This is a genomic window from Mycoplasma sp. 2261, assembly GCF_053851575.1.
Genome location: NZ_JBSQAX010000018.1, coordinates 1 through 1,986 on the forward strand (window position 1 = coordinate 1; position 1,986 = coordinate 1,986).

Here is a 1,986-nt window from a genome sequence, read left to right on the forward strand (position 1 = left end):
TTTTCTTTTTTTCTCAAAATCTGTTAAATTCTGGATTTCTATTTTTTTATATTTCCTGTTACCTCCTATAATGATTTTAAACTATAGGATGTTGCAAAATGATTGAGAATTGCAATGTAGCAAAATAATTGAGAATTTACATAAAATAAAAAATCATAAAAATTTTTAATATATTCATAAAAAAGATATATAATATTAACATATTGTGAGCAGAGAGGCGCAACTCCCGCGGTCGGCTGGCAAAACGAAGGAAAAAGAAAAAGTGCGCAAAAACTAGCAACAGCTAGTTTTTTTTATATATAATTTGGAACTGTATGAGTATATATAAGGAACAATTTGAAAAATAAGAGATACGTTAAATCGCAACAAAATGAGCCGCCTAACATATATAGTAAAATGTTGTAGGCGGTCTTATTATGCATAAAATAGAACTAAACTATTTTCAATTAAATAGAAAACAAAAATTAAGAAATGCTAAATTATGCAAAAAGAGGCTAATTTAGCACATGGAATCAATATAGCCTTGAATCTAGCACTATTTTGTATGATACAGTCACAAAATTAGCAACTGAATTTATAACAACATCAGTATCTAATGAAAAACCACATATAGAAAGTTTTTAGAGAATTGCACATAATAAAATTCCAATATTCTTAAAAGATGGAAATATTGAAACAAATTAAGACGCTAATAAATATAGATACGAAATTATTGCAATGCTTAATGATATAAAAACAAGAAAATCAATTACCTATTCTGATAAAAATGAATTTAGAAAACCAAACAGTGCAACTCTCGAAGCTTATTTTGATTTGCCAATTAAAAGACAAATTTTTAATGGATTTGTAACATCTAAAAATAAAAAAAATCAAAAATTAAAAGTCACATCAAAAAATGATGTAACTTTTATGATTGGCGCAGATCAACAATACTATTTTCACATAAACAATAAAAGATATAAAGCTTTTGAATTAAATGAAAATGACATTCAAATGTATGAGAAAATAGCATATAGTAAAAAGCTTTCTCTTGAGATATCGGTGGCTAAAAAAATGTGAAACATCAAGAAGCCGGATATCACTACAATCAAATGTTATCTAAAAAAACAGAAATTTTAGAATCTTTTGTTAAAACTGACCTTATTTCACAATGAGAATTAGATTTAATGCGATCAATTAATGAAGATTTATAAAAAAATAAGAAGAGACATAAATTTTATAAATTATTCTATTCCTAGTAGAGCTTTTTTATATTTTTTATTAGAAATTATTCAAAATGTATACTTAAATAAGTTCAAAATATTGGTGGCTCATTTTTTATGCCAATTAATGGTTTTAAAATATTTTTTTAACATTTATTAAAAAAACCTTTATAATTATTATGTACAGAAATTTGATCACAATCTGATCTTGCTTAAGAATAGTATGTACTAAAATAAGGCTTTATGCCGAATTTACCGCCACTGGCGGTTTTTATTTTTCATTTATTGATTTTTTATTATTGATAATATAAATGCATAGATCAATTTATAAAATATAGTAAGTTAAAGAAATATGATTAATATAGTTTTATACGAGCTTGAAATTAGTCCAAATACATTGAATATCATTAGAACATGTTATGCGGCTAATGATAAATTACACATTATTAAGCCAATCGCTTTTAATTTGCATCCCGCATTAAATAAAAGGAAGTGGAGGTAACCATTTTTTAAGTGAAATACCTCATAAAATCTACAATAGTTATGATGATTATAAAAAGAAACATGGTAATAAAAATATTTTTTATATTACAAGATACGGATCTAAAATTAGGGTGACATTAAATTAAAAGAATAGTTAAATACACATGATGATATTTGATTTATGTTTGTAACAGAAATTTTGGAAATATAAAAAAATAGAAATCCGGAATTTAACAGATTTTGAGAAAAAAAAGAAAAGATATTTATACCGATATAACTAATGAAAAAATTAAAAATAAAC

At 24.3% G+C, this 1,986-nt stretch carries 1 protein-coding gene; it reads left to right on the forward strand.

The genetic code is table 4. The features are described from left to right. The first annotated feature begins 717 nt into the window (after positions 1 to 717). Positions 718 to 1,119: a hypothetical protein gene (locus ACWXVM_RS03145; RefSeq protein WP_455994299.1), complete on the forward strand. Its 402-nt coding sequence runs from the start codon at positions 718 to 720 to the stop codon at positions 1,117 to 1,119. Positions 1,120 to 1,986: the final 867 nt, after the last annotated feature.